The organism is Rathayibacter sp. RFBD1, from assembly GCF_002932915.1.
Classification (GTDB): domain Bacteria; phylum Actinomycetota; class Actinomycetes; order Actinomycetales; family Microbacteriaceae; genus Rathayibacter.
In genome coordinates, this window is the sequence record NZ_PSWQ01000010.1 from 1 (window position 1) to 16,250 (window position 16,250).

Consider the following 16,250-nt stretch of genomic DNA (forward strand, 5'->3'; position numbering starts at 1 on the left):
CGCCGGCACCCCCGCCCACACCCTCCGCGCCGCCCTCGCCGCGCCCGCGATGGCCCTCTCCCTCGCCGTCCTCGGCCTCCTGGTCGCGGCCGCCCTCGTCCTCGTGCCCGCCCTCGCGGCCGCCTCGGCGACGGCGGCTCTCCGGGGCGACCTCGACGAGGCCGGCGTCCCGAGTCTCGACCTGACCGCGCAGGCGCTCGGCGGCGTCACACCCGGCCCCGGCGACGGCACCCTCCCTGGCGGCGTCGACGCGGTGTGGGGCCGCTTCGACGCGTCGCTCCGCGCCCTCCGCGACGCGCAGCCGCAGCCGCTCGCCTCGGTGCTCGCCGATCCGGGGGAGGCGGTGGTTCTGGAGTCGGCGCCCGTCGGACCCCTGATCTCCGGCGATCCGGTGCGCGCCTCCCAGCTCGCCCTGGCCGCCGATCCCGATCTGACCACCGATGTCCGACCGGTCGAGGGGGTGCTCCCGGGCCCGCCCGCGCGCGACGGGTCGCTCGACGAGGACGGCGAGCCGCGCCTCCGCATCCCGATCGCACTCGACACGGAGGTGGCCGCCGCGATGGAGTGGCCGGTCGGCGAGCGGCGGCTGCTCGCCCTTCCGCCGGGCGGCTCCGTCGAGATCGAGCTCACCGGCACGGTGAGCGCGACCGACGAGGACGCCGCGGTGTGGACGCACATCACCGACGCGGTGCGCCCGGCCGTCGTGGCGGCGGGCGCGGGCGGCACCGTCGTCCTCGGCACGGGCTTCGTCGATCCGGCCTCGCTGCCCCGGCTCGCGGGCCTGCCGATCGTCGCGCGGACGCTCGCCTGGTACTCGACGCGCGTCGACCGGGTCGAGAGCGCCGACGCCGAACTGCTCGCCCAGCAGGCGCGGACCTTCAGCAGCCGCGAGCAGCGGGTCGAGGGCGGCGGTGTCCCGGCCTACTCCTTCGTCGGCCGGCTGCCGCGGCTGCTCGACGACGCGGTCGCGGCGCAGACGCGGAGCGACGGGTCCGTCTGGACCGCCGCCAGCGGCCCGGCCGTCGGCGGTGCCGTCGTGCTCGCGCTCGTGCTGACGCTGCTCGCGCGCTCGCGGGCGCCGGGTCTGGCGCTGCTCGAGGCGCGTGGAGCCTCGACGACGAGGCGGAGGCTCGCGCTGGCCGGCGAGGCGGGCAGCGCCTCGCTCGTCGGCGTCATAGCGGGAGGAGTGGTCGGGGTGCTCCTCTCGCTCCTGCTCGTCGGCACCGTGGTCGTCCCGGGCTGGGCCGTGGCGACCGCCGGTGCCCTGGTGCTCGTCTCGGCGGGTGCGGCGGCGCTCGCGCACCACTCGGCGATCGATCGGCGGACCGACCGGCTGCCGCTCCTCCGGCTCCTCGCCGAGGCGCTCCTCCTGCTGGTGGCGGTCGCCGCCGTGCTGGCCGTGGTGCAGGAGCCGCCGCTGCCGCTGGCGGGCGTGCTCGCCCCGGGGCTGGTCGCGCTGACCGTCGCTGTCGCGGCCGCCCGCCTCCTGCCCGCTCTGCTGCCGGCGGCGAGGCGGCGCGCGCGGCGCGGCACCGGGCCGCTCCTGCTCCTCGCGTCCTCGCGGAGCGACGGGGCGCTCGTCGTGGTCGCGATCGCGGGCGCTCTGGCGATCGCGCTGTTCTCGGGCGTGCTGCTGACCACCGTCCGCGCCGACGTGTCCGACCGGGCAGTGGTCGACGTCGGCGCGGACCTGTCGGTGCGGGGCGCCTCGGTGACCGCCGCCCGGGCGGACGAGCTGCGGGCGCTGCCGGGGGTCGCCGCGGTGGCGTCGGTCGGCATCGACGACCCCGTGACCGTCGGAGTCGGCGCCTCCCGGGAGCCGATGCGCCTCGTCGTGGTCGACACGGCGGCGCTCCAGCGCGTGCAGGAGGGCCTCGTCGGCCGCCTCGCGATCCCCGACGGCTTCGCTGCGGCGGAGGCGGACGGGAGCGTCCCGGTGATCGCCTCGCGCTCCGCCGCGGCGACGATCGGCGACGCGGGAGTGACTCTGCGTGGCCGCGACCTCGACGTCGTGGCCACCGCCGACGACGCCTCTCCGCTGACGTCGGCCACGACCTGGCTCCTCGTCGACGAGGCCGCCGCGCGCGAGCTGCGGGTGCAGCCCGGAACGGCCGCCGTGGTGCTCGTGCGCCTCCACGACCCCTCGGCGGCGGACGCCGTGCGCACCCTCCTCGGACCGGACGCCGACGTGGAGACCTCTGCGGGCGTCGCCGCCGAGCGCCTCGACAGCCCGCGGCTCGCGGCCGAGCAGACCGCCCTCGTCGCCGCGGTGGCGGGCGGAGTCGCATCCGCGTCGGCCGCGCTCCTCCTCGCCGGCCTCGCCTCCGCGGGAGCCCGCCGCCGCCGGGCCGCCGCGCTCGCCGCGCTCGGGATGCCGCGCTCCCGGATCGCCCTGCTTGACGTCGCGACCGCCGCACCTCCCGCGGTGATCGGCACCCTCACCGGAGTCGCTTCCGGACTCCTCCTGCCCGTCGCGCTCGTCCCGCTGCTCGTCTCCGGATCGCCCGCCGTGCGGATCGATCCGGCCGCGACCCTCGTCACCCTCGCGGCCTTCCTCCTGGCTGCCGCCGTCACCGTGCTCGCCTCCGCGCTCGCTCCTCCGAGAGGACCCCTCCGATGACCCCACCCGCCGTGCTCTGCTCGGGCCTCGTGCGCATCTTCACCACCGCCGGGGTCGAGGTGCAGGCGCTCCAGGGCCTCGATCTCGTCGTCGAGCGGGGCGAGCTGCTCGCGATCGTCGGCGCCTCCGGATCGGGCAAGTCGACCCTCCTCGGCATCCTCTCGGGCCTCGACACCCCGACCGCGGGCCGTGTCGAGGTGGCCGGCCGCGACGTGCTCACCCTCACCGAGCGGGAGCGCGTCGACTTCCGGCGCCGCACGGTCGGCTTCGTCTGGCAGCAGACCGCGCGGAACCTCCTGCCCTACCTCTCGATCGAGGACAACATCTCGGTGGTCGCCGCCGTCGCCCGCACGCCGCGGAGGGAGCGGGCGGCGCGGGTCGACGAGATGGTCGGCCTGCTCGGGCTCGGCGACGTCCGCGACCGGCGCCCGGGCGCGCTCTCGGGCGGGCAGCAGCAGCGGGCCGCGATCGCGGTGGCCCTCGTGAACGAGCCGGATGTGCTGCTCACCGACGAGCCGACCGGGGAGCTCGACGAGGCCGCGACGGTCGACGTGCTGGAGGCGCTGCGCGGGATCAACCGCGAGCGCGGCGTCACGACGGTGATCGTCACCCACGATGCGGGAGTGTCGGACCACGTCGGCCGCACCGTCCGCATCCGCGACGGCCGCACCTCGACCGAGACGCTGCGACGCCTCTCGGCGGACCAGCGGAGCGTCGACGCGCAGCACGCGGCGGAGGAGTTCGCGGTGCTCGACCGCTTCGGCCGGCTCCAGCTGCCGGAGGAGTTCACCGGCGCCCTGGGGCTCCGCGACCGGGTGCGGCTCGGGCTCGAGCCGGACCACATCCGCGTGGAGTCGGGGGAGGCGGCGGCGCGCGCGGAGGAGCTCCCGCGCGCCGACCCGGTCCCGCCCGCCGACCCGCCCCGGCCTACCGAATCGCCGCGGCGCCGCGGCCGGCACTCCCTCCCCGCGGAGGACGCGTCGTGACCGCCGTCCTCGAGGCCCTCGACCTCCACCGCGTCTTCCGGACTCCGGCGGGCGACGTCGTCGGCTGCGCGGGAGTCTCGCTCTCGGTCGCCGCGGGGAAGCTGGTCGTGGTGCTCGGCGCGTCCGGAGCGGGCAAGACCACGCTCCTGTCGATGCTCGCCACGGTGGACCGGCCCACGAGCGGACGGGTGCTCGTCGACGGCGCCGCCGTCGCGGACCTCGATGAGCGGCGGCTCTCGGAGCTGCGGCGCGGCGGTCTCGGCATCGTCTTCCAGGACTTCGCGCTGCTCGAGGACCTGACGGCGCGCGAGAACGTCGAGATGCCGCTGCGCCTGGTCGGCACCGACCCGTCCGAGCGGGACGAGCGGGTCACCGCGGCGCTCGCCGCCGTGGCGCTCGACGAGCACGGCGATCAGCGCCCCGACCAGCTCTCCGGCGGGCAGCGCCAGCGCGTCGCGATCGCCCGGGCGCTCGTCGGCCGCCCGCGGCTGCTCGTCGCCGACGAGCCGACCGCCCAGCTCGACAGTGCCACCGCGGCCCGCGTGATCGATCTGCTCGCCGCCGCCGTCCGCTCGGGCCCCACGGCCGCCGTCGTCGCGACCCACGACCCGGCCCTCGCCGATCGCGCCGACCGCGTCCTCACCCTCCGCGACGGTCGCGTCGTCTGACGACGGCCCGGAGGATCCGAGCCCGACGCGAGGCCGGTCGCCACCGCGACCCCGCCGGCGTCAGCGCCCCAGCACTCCCGCGTACACCGCCAGGTACTCGTCGACCATCCGGTCCACGGCGAAGCGGCGGCGCGCCGTCTCCCGGACGGACGCGCGGTCGAGGAGTCCGACCCGTTCGACCGCGGCGACCGCCTCCGCCGCGGAGCCCACCGCGAACCCGGTGACGCCCTCGTCGATGATCTCGGCCATGGATCCGCGGCGGTACGCGATCACCGGCGTCCCGCACGCCATCGCCTCGACGACGGAGAGGCCGAACGGCTCGTCGAAGCCGATCGGATGCAGGAGCGCGAGCGCCCCGCCGAGCACGAGGGCACGCTCCTCCGGCCCGACCGAGCCGCGGTAGACGACGCGCGTCCCGTCGACGAGCGGCTCGACCTCCTCGCGCCAGTAGCGCTCGTCCTGGACGATGCCGCAGATGAGGAGGCGGCGCCCGGCCGCGGCGGCGATCCGGATCGCCTCCGCCGTGCCCTTGTCGGGGTGGATCCGGCCGAGGATCACGAGGTCCTCTCCTCCGGATCCGGCGGGGAAGCCGTCCACGTCGATCCCGTGGTGCACCGTGGCCGCGTAGTCGAGCTCGGGGGAGCGGTCGCTGTCCGAGATCGACACCAGGTGCGCGGTGCGGGGATGCCGCAGCGCCTCGCGGTAGGCGGGCAGGATCTCGGGCCCCGAGAAGCCGTGCACCGTCGTCACGAGTGGCACGGGCCACTGCGCCGCGAGGGCGAGCGGCAGCCAGTCGAGGTGGTTGTGCACCAGGTCGAACTCGCCGGCGCGGTCGAGGACCGCCGCGATGTGCAGCGCCTCCCAGACGCGGCCGTCGCGGCCCGACTCGGCGTAGCCCGTCGGAGCGACCGACTCGAGCGCGGCCGTCGTCAGGGAGTCGCCGGTCGCGAAGAGCGTCACGTCGACTCCGCGGCGGACCAGCCCCTCGGTCAGGAGGCTCGCGACCTGCTCCCACGGCCCGTAGTGGCGCGGCGGCGTGCGCCATGCGATCGGGGCGAGCATCGCGATCCGCAGCCCGGCCGCCGGGTCCCCGGGTCCTGCGGTCATCGGGCGGCGACGGCCGCGGGGGCCGCCGGGACGCTCGGCCGCGTCGGCTGCAGGCCGGCCCGCCGCACGACGAGCGAGGTGTGCAGGGCGGCGATCGTCGACTCCGCGCCTCGGTTCTCGTTGCGCCCCTGCGGCTCCAGCCCGTCGTACCCGGCGCCGGAGAGCGGATCGACCATCACGGTCGCGGAGTCGTTGACCCCGTGGAACCAGGCCCAGCAGGAGGCGAGGCCCTCGCGCCAGAGCGGATCCTCGTCGAGCGTCAGGGCGCGGGCGCACGCGGCGGCGATGGCGGCGACCTCGATCGGCTGCTGGTCGAAGAGCACTCCGAGCTCGTCCGGCCCGCGGCCGGCCACGCCCGTCACCGAGAGGCGGCCGTCGCGCGATTCGAGGCCCAGCAGGAAGGCGAGGGCGGCGAACCCGCGCGCGAGCAGCGGCGGATCCTGCAGCGCCTCGCCGGCCGCCAGGAGCGCCTCGGGGACGCAGCCGTTGGCGTAGCGCAGGCGCCCCTCCGGCCAGGGCCAGGCCTGGTCCGTGCAGGAGAGGAGCATCGGCGCGGCGTCGTGCAGCAGCTGGACCGCGACCAGCGAGTGCGGGCGGACGGCGACGACCTCGACCGCGCCGAGCACCGCGAACGTCATGGCGCGCAGGTCCGGCGAGCGCTCCTCCGCGAGGTGGAGGAAGAGCCGCATCGCGCGGCGGCGGGTCAGCGGCAGCTCGGCGTGCGCGGCGACGACCCCCGCGGCCCAGACGCTGCGGCCCCACCAGTCGCCGAGCGAGGAGGCGTCGGCCCACTCGCCGTCGGGCGACAGCCGGTTGTGCACGGTGCCGTCCGGCTCGGCGGCCGCCTCGAGGAAGCGGAGGTACTGCTCCGTGAGGCGTCGGGTCCGGAACGTCTGCTCCGGCTCCTGCGCCACCACGATCAGGGCGCGCGAGACGTCGTCGACGCAGTAGCCGTGCTCGGGCCGGGGTGCGTCGAGCAGCGCGTGCTCGTGCAGTCCGCGGTCGTCGGTGAGGGCGTCGAGGTGCTCGTAGGGGAGTGCCGTCGCGAGGGCGGGCCCCGCGGTCACGCCGCGTGCTCGATGCGGAGGCGCTCGACGAGATCGAGGTAGAGGCCGGCGGCCGCGGGCCAGGAGAGGGCGGCCGGAGCGGCTGCGGGGGCGGAGCCGGCGAGCACCTCGCGCAGCGCAGCGGCCATCGCGGCGGGGTCCTCGTGCGCGACCGTGCGGCCGCGGCCGTTCCCGAGCAGCTCGAGAGCGTGGGGGAACTCCGTCGCGACGATCCGTCGTCCGGCGGCCAGCGCCTCCACGAGCACGCCCGAGGTGACCTGGTTGCGGGAGTCGTAGGGCAGCAGGACGGCGTCGGCGTCGGCGACCGCCGCGGCGAGCTGGGAGGGATCCAAATAGCGGCCGTCGAGCACGACCCGGTCCTCGAGCCGCAGCTCGGCGATCAGGTCGGCCAGCGACTCCCGGTAGGCCTCGCCGGCGTGCGCGACGACCTTGGGGTGCGTCTGCCCGTAGACGGTGTAGTGGGCGGAGACGCCGGCGTCGCGCAGGTCGGCCATCGCGCGGATCCCCCACTCGATGCCCTTGCCCGGGCCGATCAGGCCCCAGGTGATGATCTGCGGATCCGCGGCGGCGGCGGGGCGGGCGGCCGCGTTCCAGACGGGGACGCCGTGCGCGATGACGACGACGCGCGAGGCGTCCACGTCGTAGCGGCGCTCGAGGATCTCGGCCGCAACGGCCGTCATCACCACGACCGCGTCGGCGAGGGAGGCGACCCGCTCCAGCACGAGGCGCTGCGAGGGGGTCGGCGTCTCCAGCACCGTGTGCAGGACCACGATCACGGGCACGGCGAGCCGCTCCATCAGCGCGATCACCTCGTCGCCGTCGGGTCCGCCGTAGATGCCGTACTCGTGCTGGATGATCGCGGCGTCGCAGGAGTCGAGCTCGGCGGCCGCGCGGGCGGTGCTCGCCGGGTCTCCTGCGACGAGCTCGGCCTCGACGCTCGTGCCGGGCGTCGATCCGGGCACCGCGAGCTCGTCCATCACGCGGACGGTGCGGATGCCGGCGCCGTGGTCGTCGGCCAGTGCTCCGCCGAGGGCCTCGGTGAAGGTCGCGAGCCCGCACCGCGTGGGCGGGAAGGTCGACAGCAGTCCGACGGTGGTGCCGGATCGCCGGTGCGCGAGGGGGAAGGGGGACTCCATGCTGACTCCAGCCGCGGGGAGGCGGAGCCTTCCCGGGGAGGGCGGTCCGCGAACGGGCGAGACGACTGCCGGGCGGCACCCCTCGCGGGATCCGTGTCGGATCCGGTCCACGGCCGGAGGACCGGGCATGAGTAGCGTCACCCTAGTGGGGGTGGATGACGATCCGGGGTCGCCCGGCTCGAGGCTTCGCCCACCGGCCATCGGGGCGCGGCATCGGCGGTCGGCGTCGGTGGTCCCGGTGACGGCCGGCGGGAACAGGGGCAGGAAGTCGGCGTCGGTGGTCTCGATGACGGCCGGCGGGAACGCCGGACGGGGTGGCGTCGACGTCGACGCGACGGCGGGTCAGGAGGCCGGCGTCGCGAGTGGCGTCCTCGCGACCGCGCGCGGCGGGGAGGGCCTACTCGAGGAGGAAGGCGCGCCCGTTGATCAGCAGCGTGTCGCCGTCGGTCGCGGCGAGAACGCCGAACTCGTCGACGGAGCGGGTGGAGTCCCCGGCGGTGTCCGAGGTCGCGGCGACAGCGGGAGTGGCTGCGGCGGCGGTGAGGAGGAGCCCGCAGGCGAGTGCGGTGATCACGGTCGTGCGGTTCATCGGCGTCGTCCTTGGCGTCGTGGTGGGCCGCTTCTCGTGGAGGCGGCGGGAACTGGTTCCGAGCCTAGGGCGCTGAGCCCGTCAACGCCCTGGGTCGTTCCTTGGGTTCAGCTATGAAGTACCGTGCAGCCATGCCCTGGGGACGCCTCTACTTCGCCGTGCAGGCGCTCGGCGGAGCGGCCTGGTGGGTCGCCGTGGCGCTCGTCCCCGCCGTGCGGATCGCGACGCTCGGCAGCCTCGATCCCGTCCCTGTCGCGGCTCTCGACCTCCCGCTGTTCGTCGGCGCCTCCGCTCTCGCCGCCGCCGGGATCCGCTGGGCGGCCGTCACCGCGACGGCCTGGACGCTCCTCGTCGCGGTCGCCCTGGCCGTCTGGGCCACCCTGACGGGGGAGGCGGGCTGGGGCGTCGTCGCGATGCTCGCCGCGGCGGGCGGCTCCGTCGTCGCGGCGTGCCTGCTCCTGCTCGGCCGGGTGCCCACGCGCTGGATCGCCTCCGGTCCCTTCTCCTTCCGCGTCGCGACCGCGGGCCGCCGGCCCGGCTCGCACCTCGCCGCGACCCTCGGGCAGATCGCGGTGTTCTGGGGAGGCGCGCTGGTCGTCGTCCCGCTGGTGATCGCCGCGCTGGAGGAGCGCTGGGGCGTGAGCCTCGGAGCGGCACCGCCCGCGGTCGTCGGCGTCGGCGTCCTACTGCTGGTCGCGGCGAGCGCGCTCGGGATCTGGTCGGGGCTCACGATGTCGCTCCTCGGCGACGGCACGCCGCTGCCGATCGCGATGACCAACCGGCTGGTGATCGCCGGCCCCTACCGCTGGGTCCGCAATCCGATGGCGGTCGCCGGCATCGTGCAGGGAGCGGCGGTCGGGCTGCTGCTCTCGTCGTGGCTGGTCGTGCTGTACGCGCTCCTCGGCGCCGTCGTCTGGAACCAGGCCGTGCGCCCGCTGGAGGAGGCGGACCTCGCCGTCCGCTTCGGCGCCGACTTCGAGCGCTACCGCTCGCGCGTCCGCTGCTGGGTGCCCCGCCGCCCGGAGCCGCTGCCGCGCCGGGGGTAGCCGCTGCCGCGGTGCGGTCGTCGAGGCCTCCCGCTCCCGCCGGGACACCGCCGCCAGGCCGGCGTCTCGTCGACGAGGGCTGTGTCTCGAGGTGACGGACGCGCCTCTCGCGACGGCTCCGCGCCTCGCCCGCCGACCCCGTCACTCCGCGGTGCGCCCGCGCCCCACCACCGCGGCGACCAGCCCCGCCGACACCGCGGCCAGCGCGACCAGCACCCCGCCCACGCCGAGCAGTCCCGCCACGAGCGGAGTCGCGAGCGCCAGCGCGACACCGGGGAGCGCCAGGCGCGCGGGCATCGGCTGGTGCTCGCCGAGCGGCGCGTGCACCGCCCACAGGGTCAGGACGAAGACCGCGACCGGGACCGCGACGGCCGCGCCGATCACCGTGTCGGACGCCTCGAGGTGGCCCGCGGTCGCGGCGACGGCCGCCTCCAGCCCGGATCCCAGCGCCGCGAGGGCCGCGAACGCCGCGAAGTGCGCGTAGCCCCAGCGGTAGGAGAGGCCGCGCCGCCGCTCCAGCAGCTCGCCGGAGGGATGCGAGAACGACAGCCACCACAGCGCGAACACGATCACCAGCCCGCAGGCCGCGACCAGCACGAGCGAGGTGCTGACGCCCGCCTCCGTCACCGCGCGCTGCACGCCCATCACCGCCGCGAGGACGCCCTCGCCGAGCAGGATGATCGTGAACAGCCCGTACCGCTCGGCGACGTGGTGCGGATGCCAGTTCGCGTCCCCCGCCCGCTGCGCCCAGAGGGGCACCGCCAGCTCGCAGACGACCAGGAGCAGGAAGCTCACCACTCCGACCTCCTCGGGCAGGAGCAGCCGCAGCAGCCAGTCGACCTGCACGATCGAGAAGCCGACGGCGTTGCGCACGGCGGAGGTGCGGTGCTCCGGAGTGGACACGGCGACGCGGATCCACTGGCTCACCAGCGCGAACCGCATGATCGCGTAGCCGATGGTGATCGCCCGGTAGTCGCCCTCCTCGAAGCCGGCCGGGACGCCGGCCGCGAGCACGAGGACGCCGCCCATCTGGGCGAGGGTCAGCAGCCGGTAGGGCACGTCGTCGGTGTCGTAGCCGGAGGCGAACCAGGTGAAGTTCATCCACGCCCACCAGATCGCGAAGAACACCATGCCGAAGGGGAGGAGCCCCTCGGCGAGGTGCCCCTCCTCGGTCGCGTGGGCGAGCTGCTGGGCGATCTGCGCGATCGCGACGACGAAGGTCAGGTCGACGAGCAGCTCGAGCGGACTCGAGACGCGGTGCGCCTCGTCGATCGCGCGCGGCTGCATCCGCACGCGGAGGGGGTGCGCGGGGGAGGCGGGCATGCGCTCATCCTGCACCCGGAGGGCTTCTGCGCGAGTGCCGCGACCGCCTCCCGCGACCCTCGGCGCGCGCACTCGCATCGAGTGTCCAGAAGTCGTCGCACTCGAGCGCGAGCGCGACGACCATCGGACACTCGCGGTCGGCCGGACCTCGCCAGGTCGGGCTCGGCCGACACCGCGAGCACGCAGAAGTCGCGGTACTCGCGCTCCCGTACGGCCACTTCCGTGTTCTCGTGCGCCCCGGGCGACGCCCGGCGGCCCCGCGCCCGCGCCCCGCGCCGGCCCGCGCAGGGCCCCCGCCTACGATGGGTCGGGATGTCCCCCGAATCCGCGCCCGCCGCCCCGACCCGCGCGTCCCCGGGCGCCCGGCGGTCGCGGCGCGGGCCGCTCCTCGGGCTCGCCCTGGTCGCCGTCCTCGTGGCGACGCGCCTGCTCGCCCCGGACGCGGCGGGCGACGCCGTCTCGGACGCGGTGCGCGACTTCCTCACCCTCTCGATCAGCGTCGTCATCGAGTCCCTGCCGTTCGTGTTCCTCGGCATCGTCCTCTCGATCGCGGTGCAGCTGTGGGTGCCCGAGGCCGTGCTGCTGAGGATCCTGCCGAAGCGGGCGCTCCCGCGGCGCCTCGTGATCTCGCTGCTCGGCGTGCTCCTCCCGGTCTGCGAGTGCGGCAACGTGCCGCTCGCGCGCGGGCTGATCGTCAAGGGCCTCTCGGTGTCGGAGTCGATGACGTTCCTCCTGGCCGCGCCGATCGTGAATCCGATCACCATCGTCACGACCTACCAGGCCTTCGGCTGGGCCGACGGGATCCTCGTCTGGCGCATCGTCGGCGGCTTCGCGATCGCGAACCTCGTCGGCTGGATCTTCAGCCGCCACTCCGAGCCGATGAGCCTGCTCACCGACCGCTTCCGCGCGGCCTGCGAGGCGGGCGAGCGGCCCTCCCGCTCCCTCCGCGACCGCTCCCGGCGCAGCGTGCTGCTGTTCGCCGAGGAGACCGGGGCGATGATGCCGGCGCTGTTCGTCGGCGCCGCCATCGCGGGGCTGATCCAGGTCGGCGTCTCGCGCGACGTGCTGACCACGCTCGGCGGCGACCCGCTCTGGTCGGTGCTGGCGCTGATGGTGCTCGCCTTCGTCATCTCGATCTGCTCGAACGTCGACGCGTTCTTCGTGCTCTCGTTCGGCTCCACGTTCCTGCCGGGAGGCATCATCGCGTTCCTCGTCTTCGGCCCGATGATCGACGTCAAGATGCTCGCGCTGCTCCGCACCACGTTCTCGGCCGCGACGCTGGTGCGCGTCACCGTGCTGGTCGCCCTCGCCGCGGCCGTGCTGGGACTGGCGGTGAACTATGCGCTCTGAGCGCCTCCTCGCCCGCTGGAAGGGCGTCGTCCTCAGCCTGATCGGCGTCGTCTCGACCCTGTGGCTCGCGGCGACCGGCCGACTCGGCCTCTACATCCACCCCCGCTACTTCGAGTTCTCGGTGGTGCTCGCGGTGATCGCCGGAGTGCTGCTGATCGCGGCGTTCGCGGTCGTGCCGGGCGCGGAGGAGGACGCGCACGCGCACGATGACGACGTCGAGCACCTCCACGCCCCCGCGCCCGCCCGCCCCTGGCGCCGGGTGGTCGCGGTAGCAGCCGGAGTCGCGGTGATCGCCTCCGCCGCCGTCGCCCTGCTCGTGCTCCCGCCGGCCGCCCTCACCGCCTCGACCGCGACGCAGCGCGAGGTCAACACCAGCGCCGTCGACGCCTCCGTGACCGCCGCTGCGCCCACCGGCGACACCGCCTCGTTCAGCGTGCGCGACTGGGCGACCCTGCTGCGCCAGGGCGCGAGCGAGCAGTTCCTCGCCGGCCGCACGGCCGCGGTGAGCGGATTCGTGACCCCCGACGCCTCCGACCCCGAGAACGTCTTCTACATCGCCCGCTTCGTCGTCACCTGCTGCGCGGTGGACGCCCAGCCGGTGGGCGTGCCGGTCTACCAGGCCGGCTGGGCCGACACCTGGTCCGAGGGGCAGTGGCTGGAGGCGAGCGGGGGCTTCGGCGCGAACCCGAGCGTCACCAGCGCCGAGGCGGTCGTGCTGGAGCCGGAGGCGCTCACTCCGATCGACGAGCCGGCGATGCCGTATGTCTACTGAGCGCGGCGCGACTCCTGAGCGCGGCGCGTCTCCGGAGGACGGCGCGTCTCCCGAGCGCGGCACGTCGGCGCAGAGCGGGCGACGGTCCGAAGGCGGCGCGCGGCGGGCTCCCGGCCTCGACTCCGCAGGCGCCTCCCGCTTCCCCCGCCTGTTCTGGGCGGTCGTCGCGGTGCTCGTCCTCGCAGTCGGAGGCCTGACCGCCGCCACCGTCGCGAAGGGGCCCCGGGTCGCCTCCCTCGAGGTCAGCACCGACGGCGTGGTCGAGCGCGACGGCTCCCGCGCCCGCCTGCACCTCGACCAGGCTCTCGAGCCGGATGCGCTCGACCGCGTCCGCGTCGCTCCGGACGCCCCGCACACCGCCGAGCTCGACGGCGGCGTGCTCACCGTCACGTTCACCGATACCCTCCGTTACGCCACCCGCTACGAGATCGGGATCGACGACGCCCGCAGCGCCGCGACAGGCTCGGCCGCCGACGTCTCCGCCTCCTTCACCACGAAGGACCCCGACCTCTTCACCCTCGATCGCACCGCCGACGACCCCTCGCAGCCCGACGCCGTCCGCGTCCGCCCGCTCTCCGGAGGCGACGCCCGGGTCCTCGTCACGGCCGACCGGATCCAGGACTACGCCGTCGTCGGCCCGGTGCTGGTCGTCGTGACCATCGAGCCGGACGAGACGAACCTCCTCCGCACGGTCACGCTCGACACCGGCTCCGAGGGCGTGATCCCGCTCCCCGGCCCCGGGACCGTGCGCGAGCTGCACTCCTCGCCCGAGAAGGGCGTGCTCGGCTGGACCTTCACCGGGCAGGCGCCGTCGGGCCCGCTCGACCGCGCCCTCTACTCCTACGACCTCACCGACCAGAAGGCCGAGGCGGTCCCCGTGCTCGGGATAGACGGCGGGCCGCTGCGGGCGCGCGACTGGATGTTCGTGCCCGGCACCACCTCCGTCGTCACCCACTCGCTCGACGACACGGTGCTCCTGCTCGACCTGCTGACGCCCGGCTCGATCAGCCCGCTCGGGCAGCACGCGGAGCTGCGCGGATTCGTGCCCGGCGCGAACCGGCTCGTGGTCGCCGATCCGGAGTCGGGCTCGCTGATCGACCTGGCCGACGGCTCGGTCGAGACGCTCGCCCTCCCGCCGGCCGACGTGAGCGCGACCGCGTCGCCCGTGCAGATCCTGCTCCTCGACTCCGGGAGCTACGTCGAGCTCGAGGCCGAGTACGCGCCGGAGACGGGCGCGACCCAGTACTCCGTCGTCCGCGTCGACGCGTCGGGCACCTCGGAGGTGTTCCGCACCTCGCCGACGGGGCGCATCCGCGGCGTCTGCCTCTCGCCGAACGGGCAGTACCTCGCCGTCGAGACCGTCTCGGTCGAGGGCCGGCCGGACGACTACCCGGGCGAGCCGGGCTTCAGCGCGACCTCGACCGTGCTCGTCGACCTCGGCACCGGCGACACCGCGCGCAGTGTCAACGGGCGCTCGCGCGACTGGTGCGCGTAGGGGGCGGGCTTGGCGACCGGCTCGTCGACCTGACTGCCGAGGTGCCGGCCTGGCAGCCGGCTGCCGACTCGGCGACCGGGTCCGGCACCCCACCGCCGACGCGTCCGCCGCTCAGTCGAACCGCGCGCCCTCCGGCCGCGGCGGCAGCACGAACAGGATCAGCAGGAACACGTAGCCGGCGATCGGCACGAGGATCGCGAGGATCCACAGCCCGCTGCGGTTCACGTCGTGCAGTCGCCGCCAGATCAGCGAGAGCGATGGGAGGAACGTCGCCAGGGCGACCGCGCCCGCGGCGAGCGACACCCAGAAGGTCTGGAACGGCGCGCCGCTCGGGTACGGCGTCAGCGTGAAGTCGAGGCGCCACGGACCGCCGTCGGCCAGCTGCAGCAGCCCCGTGAGGATGCTGCCGAGGAGGATGATCCACCAGTACTCGGCCCGGCTCGCCCTCCCGCGGAAGCGGAGGTAGTTGCCGAAGAAGCGGCGGAGCGCCGCCATCGGCGGAGCCCCGTAGTAGGGGAGGGTCAGCGGCGGCTCGAGGGTGCTCGGGCTCATCGGGTTCCGTCTCTCATCCCTCGACCGTATCCCCTGCTCCCCGCGCCGCTGCGTCGGCCGTGCGGACGACATCCCCGTGTTCGCGCCGGAGGCAGGCCGCCGTTCACGACGCAGGAACGTCGCCGTGACGGAACGGAGGAAGGCCGTCGTTCTCGCGCCGGAGGAACGCCGCTGTGTTCGCGGCGGAGGAGGGTCGCCGTGCTCACAACGGAGGAAGAACGTTCCAGCTCGAGCGTGAACACGCGGATCGGCGCGCGCCGGAGCACGTTCTACCTCCGTTGTGAACAGGATCAGCGAGTAGGGACCGCCTCCGCCCGCACCGCCGCCGTCGCCCGGGCGTCGACGATCAGGCTGACGACGAGCCCCACAGCGACGATGACGATCGCGACCCACGGCAGCACGTCGAGCCCGCTCGCGTCGATCGCCAGTCCGCCGACGACCGCGCCGCCGCCGATGCCGATGTTGAAGGCCGTCGTCTGGAGCGCCGCGGCGAGGCTCCGCAGCTGGAAGGAGGAAGTGCGCAGCATCCGGGTCTGCAGCATCGCCGGAATGCCGCCGAACGCGATGTTCCAGATCACCGCGGCGACGACCACGGCCGTGGCGGCGCCGGTGCCCGCGGCGACGGCCAGGCCCGCGAGCGCCAGCACGACCGCGATCGCGGCGACGACGAAGCCCGAGCGGGGGAACCGGTCTGTCGCGAAGCCGGCCAGGACGAGTCCGACCGCCCCTGCGCCGCCGAACGCGAAGAGCACGAGCGGCACCGTGTCGGGGGCGAAGGAGGCGTTCTCGAGCCAGGGCGTGATGTAGGTCGAGAGGGTGTTCTGGCCGATCAGCACCAGCAGGATGACGACGCAGACGCCGATGATGCGGGGGAGCGTCCGGTCCTTCCGCGCCGGCAGGCGGATCTCGCCGGTCCGCAGCGGGATGTGGTGGTCGACCGCGGGCAGGAACTTCACCACGATCAGCGCGAGCACGAGCACGACGCCGCCGAGGATCGCGAAGGTGGGCCGCCAGCCGAACGCGTGCCCGAGCGCCGTGCCCAGGGGGACGCCGAGGACGAAGGCCGCGGATCCGCCGCCCGCCGTGATCGCGGTCGCCCGGCCGAGCTGCTCCGGAGCGACGAGGTGCGCGGAGTAGGCGGCGACGATCGCCCAGAAGAGGCCGTGGGCGAGCCCGCCGAGGATGCGCGCGCCGATGAGCAGCCCGAAGGTGGGGGCGAGCGCGGCGAGGACGTTGGCGACCGCGATGGTGCACAGCGCCACGAGGAGGAGGCTCTTGCGCGAGAAGCGCTGGGTCACCAGGGTCAGCGGAGTCGTCGCGACGACGACGGTCGCGGCGAAGATCGTGACGAGCTGGCCGGTGAGCGAGATGCTCACCCCGAGGTCGCGCGACATGTCGGGGATGAGCCCGGTCGGGAGGAACTCGCTCGTCACGGAGACGAAGACGGCGCCGGCGAGCGTGAGCAGGCCGATCCAGGGGAAGGCGGGGGCTTTCGCGGTGTCCTGAGGGTTCACGGTGTCCTGAGGTCGGGGGCGGGCG

General features: G+C 75.1%; 14 protein-coding genes. 7 read left to right on the plus strand and 7 right to left on the minus strand.

Annotation, left to right across the window (positions count from 1 at the left end):
• The 3 genes from C5D50_RS16535 to C5D50_RS05325 form a co-directional block, all read left to right on the plus strand.
• The coding region (locus C5D50_RS16535; RefSeq protein ID WP_181137300.1) for a hypothetical protein at positions 1–2,620 on the plus strand (2,620 nt) is incomplete at its 5' end.
• Entirely contained in the window at positions 2,617–3,606 is a 990-nt protein-coding gene (locus tag C5D50_RS05320; RefSeq protein WP_104282964.1) for an ABC transporter ATP-binding protein, read from the plus strand. The genes C5D50_RS16535 and C5D50_RS05320, both read left to right, overlap by 4 nt.
• Positions 3,603–4,274, plus strand: coding sequence for an ABC transporter ATP-binding protein (locus C5D50_RS05325; protein WP_219814693.1), 672 nt, complete (start codon positions 3,603–3,605; stop codon positions 4,272–4,274). Before C5D50_RS05320 ends, C5D50_RS05325 begins: the two co-directional genes overlap by 4 nt.
• A 60-nt stretch (positions 4,275–4,334) precedes the next feature.
• Here C5D50_RS05325 and C5D50_RS05330 read toward each other — a convergent pair whose 3' ends face one another.
• The 4 genes from C5D50_RS05330 to C5D50_RS05345 form a co-directional block, all read right to left on the minus strand.
• Entirely contained in the window at positions 4,335–5,381 is a 1,047-nt protein-coding gene (locus C5D50_RS05330) for a glycosyltransferase family 4 protein (protein WP_258069562.1), read from the minus strand.
• Positions 5,378–6,448, minus strand: a complete 1,071-nt coding sequence (locus tag C5D50_RS05335) for a glycosyltransferase (protein ID WP_181137301.1) — start codon at positions 6,446–6,448, stop codon at positions 5,378–5,380. The genes C5D50_RS05330 and C5D50_RS05335 overlap by 4 nt, the downstream gene beginning before the upstream one ends.
• A complete protein-coding gene (locus C5D50_RS05340) occupies positions 6,445–7,584 on the minus strand; it encodes a glycosyltransferase (protein ID WP_104282966.1) in 1,140 nt (379 codons plus the stop codon). Before C5D50_RS05340 ends, C5D50_RS05335 begins: the two co-directional genes overlap by 4 nt.
• 397 nt (positions 7,585–7,981) lie before the next feature.
• Positions 7,982–8,173 (minus strand): hypothetical protein, encoded by a 192-nt coding sequence (locus C5D50_RS05345; RefSeq protein WP_104223384.1) that lies wholly within the window; start codon positions 8,171–8,173, stop codon positions 7,982–7,984.
• Positions 8,174–8,304: 131 nt separating this feature from the next.
• On the opposite strand from C5D50_RS05345, the gene C5D50_RS05350 reads away from it, so the two are divergent.
• A complete protein-coding gene (locus C5D50_RS05350) occupies positions 8,305–9,219 on the plus strand; it encodes an isoprenylcysteine carboxylmethyltransferase family protein (RefSeq protein WP_104282967.1) in 915 nt (304 codons plus the stop codon).
• Between the two features lie 141 nt (positions 9,220–9,360).
• Here the strand turns inward: C5D50_RS05350 and C5D50_RS05355 are convergent, their stop codons facing one another.
• Positions 9,361–10,542, minus strand: coding sequence for a low temperature requirement protein A (locus C5D50_RS05355; protein ID WP_219814694.1), 1,182 nt, complete (start codon positions 10,540–10,542; stop codon positions 9,361–9,363).
• A 312-nt stretch (positions 10,543–10,854) separates the two neighbouring features.
• Here C5D50_RS05355 and C5D50_RS05360 point away from each other — a divergent pair, with 312 nt between their 5' ends.
• The 3 genes from C5D50_RS05360 to C5D50_RS05370 are packed head-to-tail and all read left to right on the plus strand — an operon-like array spanning position 10,855 to position 14,159.
• Positions 10,855–11,892, plus strand: coding sequence for a permease (locus C5D50_RS05360; protein WP_104282968.1), 1,038 nt, complete (start codon positions 10,855–10,857; stop codon positions 11,890–11,892).
• Positions 11,882–12,664, plus strand: a complete 783-nt coding sequence (locus C5D50_RS05365) for a TIGR03943 family putative permease subunit (protein ID WP_104282969.1) — start codon at positions 11,882–11,884, stop codon at positions 12,662–12,664. Before C5D50_RS05360 ends, C5D50_RS05365 begins: the two co-directional genes overlap by 11 nt.
• Entirely contained in the window at positions 12,654–14,159 is a 1,506-nt protein-coding gene (locus C5D50_RS05370; protein ID WP_104288944.1) for a hypothetical protein, read from the plus strand. Before C5D50_RS05365 ends, C5D50_RS05370 begins: the two co-directional genes overlap by 11 nt.
• 111 nt (positions 14,160–14,270) lie before the next feature.
• Here C5D50_RS05370 and C5D50_RS05375 read toward each other — a convergent pair whose 3' ends face one another.
• Positions 14,271–14,711 carry a DUF805 domain-containing protein gene (locus C5D50_RS05375; RefSeq protein ID WP_181137302.1) on the minus strand — a complete coding sequence of 147 codons (441 nt, stop codon included), beginning with the start codon at positions 14,709–14,711 and terminating at the stop codon, positions 14,271–14,273.
• 290 nt (positions 14,712–15,001) lie between these two features.
• Positions 15,002–16,250 (minus strand): MFS transporter (locus C5D50_RS05380; protein WP_219815126.1); only part of this gene is annotated, 1,249 nt, incomplete at its 5' end.

What these genes read in the sequence shown, in the direction of transcription:
- C5D50_RS05350 (WP_104282967.1), top strand. Translation starts at nt 8,305, where the DNA reads ATGCCCTGGGGACGCCTCTACTTCGCCGTGCAGGCGCTCGGCGGAGCG.
- C5D50_RS05370 (WP_104288944.1), top strand. Translation starts at nt 12,654, where the DNA reads ATGTCTACTGAGCGCGGCGCGACTCCTGAGCGCGGCGCGTCTCCGGAG.
- C5D50_RS05355 (WP_219814694.1), bottom strand. Translation starts at nt 10,542, where the DNA reads ATGCCCGCCTCCCCCGCGCACCCCCTCCGCGTGCGGATGCAGCCGCGC.
- C5D50_RS05320 (WP_104282964.1), top strand. Translation starts at nt 2,617, where the DNA reads ATGACCCCACCCGCCGTGCTCTGCTCGGGCCTCGTGCGCATCTTCACC.
- C5D50_RS05340 (WP_104282966.1), bottom strand. Translation starts at nt 7,584, where the DNA reads ATGGAGTCCCCCTTCCCCCTCGCGCACCGGCGATCCGGCACCACCGTC.
- C5D50_RS05365 (WP_104282969.1), top strand. Translation starts at nt 11,882, where the DNA reads ATGCGCTCTGAGCGCCTCCTCGCCCGCTGGAAGGGCGTCGTCCTCAGC.
- C5D50_RS05360 (WP_104282968.1), top strand. Translation starts at nt 10,855, where the DNA reads ATGTCCCCCGAATCCGCGCCCGCCGCCCCGACCCGCGCGTCCCCGGGC.
- C5D50_RS05345 (WP_104223384.1), bottom strand. Translation starts at nt 8,173, where the DNA reads ATGAACCGCACGACCGTGATCACCGCACTCGCCTGCGGGCTCCTCCTC.
- C5D50_RS05330 (WP_258069562.1), bottom strand. Translation starts at nt 5,381, where the DNA reads ATGACCGCAGGACCCGGGGACCCGGCGGCCGGGCTGCGGATCGCGATG.
- C5D50_RS05375 (WP_181137302.1), bottom strand. Translation starts at nt 14,711, where the DNA reads ATGAGCCCGAGCACCCTCGAGCCGCCGCTGACCCTCCCCTACTACGGG.